The sequence below is a fragment of the Candidatus Obscuribacterales bacterium genome (genome assembly GCA_036703605.1).
Classification (GTDB): Bacteria; Cyanobacteriota; Cyanobacteriia; order RECH01; family RECH01; genus RECH01.
The window spans coordinates 1-3,876 of the sequence record DATNRH010000643.1; the positions used below are offsets into that span (position 1 = coordinate 1).

Genomic DNA, 3,876 nt, shown 5'->3' on the forward strand with positions numbered 1-3,876 from the left:
TGCTCCTCCTCTGGCAAGCCCACAACCCACAATTCACGTCCAGCGTCCGGCGTGTCTGCTCGGAAGAAGAGGCGTCCGTTCACCACAGTGAGGTTGCCCGGATTCGAAGCTACATCGCCAGCAATGTCAACCAGCTCCACATCGCTACCGTCTGGGAAGAGCCGCCATAACTCTGACCCAGCCCCCCCATCTGCAGTGAAGTAAAGCGTAGTACCCACCGCGATCAGGTTCGTAGGAGTTGCAACCGGGCTGCCATTAAAGAGCAGTTTCTCGGTTCCCCCTCCCGTTCCATCACTCACCCACAGATGACGTCCTGTACTATCATCAGCCGAGAAGTATAGGAGGTCATTCACTGCCGTTAGCTGCAAGGGGTTAGAACTTGCGCTGCTGTTGGGACTGATATTAATATCCTCCACCAAATACGAGCGAGATCCTACATTAAGCGTTGGGTCATAGGCGTAGAGCTCAAGACCCGCTTCGGCACTTGCCGTAAAGAACAGCTTGCCGCCCGCCACCGTCAAATTACCAAAGTTTGCAGCCTGAATCGGTGTTAGAAGGGGATCAACCTCCACCAAGACATCATTCGCATCTAGGGTAAATAGGTTAGGCGTTCCACCTGCAATAACTGGAGCAGATCCCGTGAAGTAAAGCGAGCCCTGAAATTCTGCAAAGCTACCCAAGGGGTTAACATTACCCGTATCAATGGCCACTGGGGCAGCACCATTGGCACTCTTAAAGAGTTGCGGAGTTCCCTCAAATTCAGCCAGGAAGTATAGAGAGTTTCCAACGGCTGTCAATCCGCTAGGAGTCGATCCTACGTCGTCCCCTGTGACGTCAAGCAAGGTAGCGCTATTCGCTAGGTTAACCCCAGCGAAGGCTGTATCCACCACCCACACTTCATTGTTGGTGTCAAAGTTATCTTCAAAATTTGTTGCGGTGAAGTAGAGCAAATCACCCACTACCGTGAAGTTGCTAATGCTAGATGAATCTTCTCCAGGAAGAATATCTCGAACCAACTCAACCGCTGTTCCATCGGTGCGCCAGAGTTCTAGACCATTGTTGAACACCGCATCCGCCGCCGTGAAATAGACGAATCCATTCACCGCAACCATGTCACCGATGTTGGAGAACTCCCGCAGTTGTTGAGTGCCCTCAAACGTACCATCCGTCGTCCAGAGGGCCTGTCCTGATCCATCATTGGCTGAGAAGAAAAGGCTCCCGCCTACCCCAGCCATTTGCTGAGCTAGGGAAGAGGAACTGGGCAGACCTGGGGCAATGTCCTTAATGAAAGCAGGGGTGAGAGAGACGGAGGCTGCATCTAAGGAGATATCGTAGAAAGCAAACGAGGACTGTGCTTCTGGAAAAACGCGAATGAAGTAGGTACCGGCATCAAATACCCCCTGAACTTGCTCTGGATCATTACCCAACTGGCGAACAGTATCTAGCAGTTCTAGGTCATTGATACCACCAGGGCCTTGCCGAAACAGTTGAATGTCCGCAGTAGCGTTTAAATCACCAATTTCTGGAATTACATTTAAATCGATGAAGCTGGCTTCGGTGAGGTTGAAGGTGTAGTAATCGTCCTCATCAACACCTGCCCCCACAAAGTCGCCAAGGTCAAAGCTGCGGGAACCGTTTACCGGTGTCCAAGACGCTTCATTGTTGATATTAAACGCTGCGGCAGGGGTATTGCCAGCTTGGTCAGGAATATCGAGATCTGTTTCTAGATCAAGGGTGAAGAAACTGAAATCCGCATTATCAAACTTCGACACCCGGATGAAGTAGATACTATCCGCTGCCAAAGAAACGTCACTGAGGGCAACCGTGTTGCTGCCGACGGTTGACGTGACCAATTGGAAGTTAGAGTCAAAGATCTCTAAATCTACATCAAGATCGGCGTTGCTGAGATTTAAGCTGACGTCGAGCAGGGCATCGGCTCGATTAGACGTTCTGAAGCGATACACATCCGTATCATTGACATTCAGCAACTCCTCGATCGTCGGAATAGGCATCACGGCACTACGTTCAGGCAGTACCCCTAAGTTGTTAGCTTCGGGAAACGTGTCGCCAGCCCCATCCGGAGCAGGACTTGCAATAGCCCGAAAGCGATAGGTGGTGGCAGCGTCTGGCCCTATGGGTAAGACACGGGCAAAGTAGGTGCCAGGGCCAAGGATCTGATTAATACCAGCTTCCGTACCGCTAGTGCCTCCACCAGCAACATCAACCCGTCGTCTGTCGCCATCAAAGAGAACCAGGCGAGTATTGCTTGCCAGCCCGAATAAGGAGAGATCAACTTCCCGGACATCGGTGAGATCAAACTCATAGAAGTCGCTGCGATCTGCTGCTGTGCTAACGTAATCAACCTGAACAGCGGGGCCACTTTGAGGATCAACCTCAAGGGTTTGGTTAAAGGTATTTCCAGCATTATCAGCATATCCACTGACGCTGAGGCGATAGGGAGTATCCGCACGAGCATTGGGTGTAAATACTCGAAGGTAGAAAATACCTTCATTGAGCGTCCGTCCGGTCGCTTCGTCGCTAGTTCCCGGATTGATGGAGCGGGCTAAGATGTCTCCTCGGCGATTCAACAACTGCACATTCGCATCGTCTCGCAAGCCATTCAGAGTAACTTCTACGCTCGTGCGCCCAGTTAGGCGAAGACGGTAGTAATCAAATCGATCGCTTGGCCCCACCCTATCCACAACACGGGTGGGACGAGGGCCGATGCTGGAGAAGGCGGTGGTATTTGCAGTTGCAATGGTATTTCCTGCTATGTCTGCCATGAATATATCCTCTAAACCTTGCTAGACTCGGAAATGAATACGTTGGCTGATGGGTACCCTAGGGCATTTGTTCCAGACTCAGGAGTTCTTCATCTGCAACCTAATTGATATCCTCTGCATAGAGATAATAGGGTGTTTATCCAATAGACGGCATGATGTCCGATCTGATAGGGGCGATCGCCGCCTGAACTCTCCTCCATGCCATAGGTTCAACATCTGTAGTGAGCGGCAAGCATCCTGGGCATGACATGGTCAATCTGTCGCAACATCGACACGGGGCGGAACAAACTCTGATGATATGGGGAGAGTTACACCATAGGCGGTCATATCTGCTCACTGATGGTCTTCAGCCTGGAATGATTGGCTGGCTCGTCATCTCAATAGGCAACGAATCGTTACAGCATTGCCGGGGGCTATCCAAGTGAAATGAATGAAACCCATAACGTGTGATCCAGCAGGTTTACTCAGGGGCGATCGCGTCAATCTTGCATCAATGATGTTGCTTGAACAAAGCAAGGAATCAACCACCATACGTCAGCGATACTAGGGAAAAGGATTCCCATTTCAGCCGAAAAAGACATCATAGAGCACCATTTTTTTAAGCTATTGTGGTGCGTCAACCCGTAGGTTGTAGGACAAGCAGCCAGCACCATGACTCTTCCGATCTGATGAAATTCGGCTTCATGAGATTCGGTCTAGATCTAAGTCGCCCAACAGCTTAACAGCTCCGTTCATCTCACGGCATCCGGACGATTGCTGAGGATGATACCTGTTGGGGATAGCCCCAGATCACCGTTTCATGCTTGTAGATCACGGTACCGGGCTTGGCACCCTTGGGCTTGTAGACATGCTTGGGAGCCGTGTAGACCACTGGGGCTTGGTCACTCTGGCGCGCGCGGCTATAGTAGGCCGCAAGATTAGCGGTAAACTGCAGGTCGGCATCATCGGCAACGCTGCCCGCATCTAGACGGAGAAGCACATGGCTGCCGGGAATTTGCTGGGTGTGAAACCACAGGTCATAATCGGTGGCGAGACGGCTGGTGAGATCATCGTTTTGGCGATTATTGCGTCCCACCAGCACTTCAAAGCCGCT

At 51.3% G+C, this 3,876-nt stretch carries 2 protein-coding genes; both read right to left on the minus strand.

The genetic code is table 11. The annotated features are described in order from the left end of the window. The coding region (locus tag V6D20_13495) for a hypothetical protein (protein ID HEY9816794.1) at positions 1 to 2,783 on the minus strand (2,783 nt) is incomplete at its 3' end. A 736-nt stretch (positions 2,784 to 3,519) separates the two neighbouring features. Next, positions 3,520 to 3,876, minus strand: a 357-nt coding sequence (locus tag V6D20_13500) for an NFACT RNA binding domain-containing protein (protein ID HEY9816795.1), incomplete at its 5' end; no start/stop codon positions are given.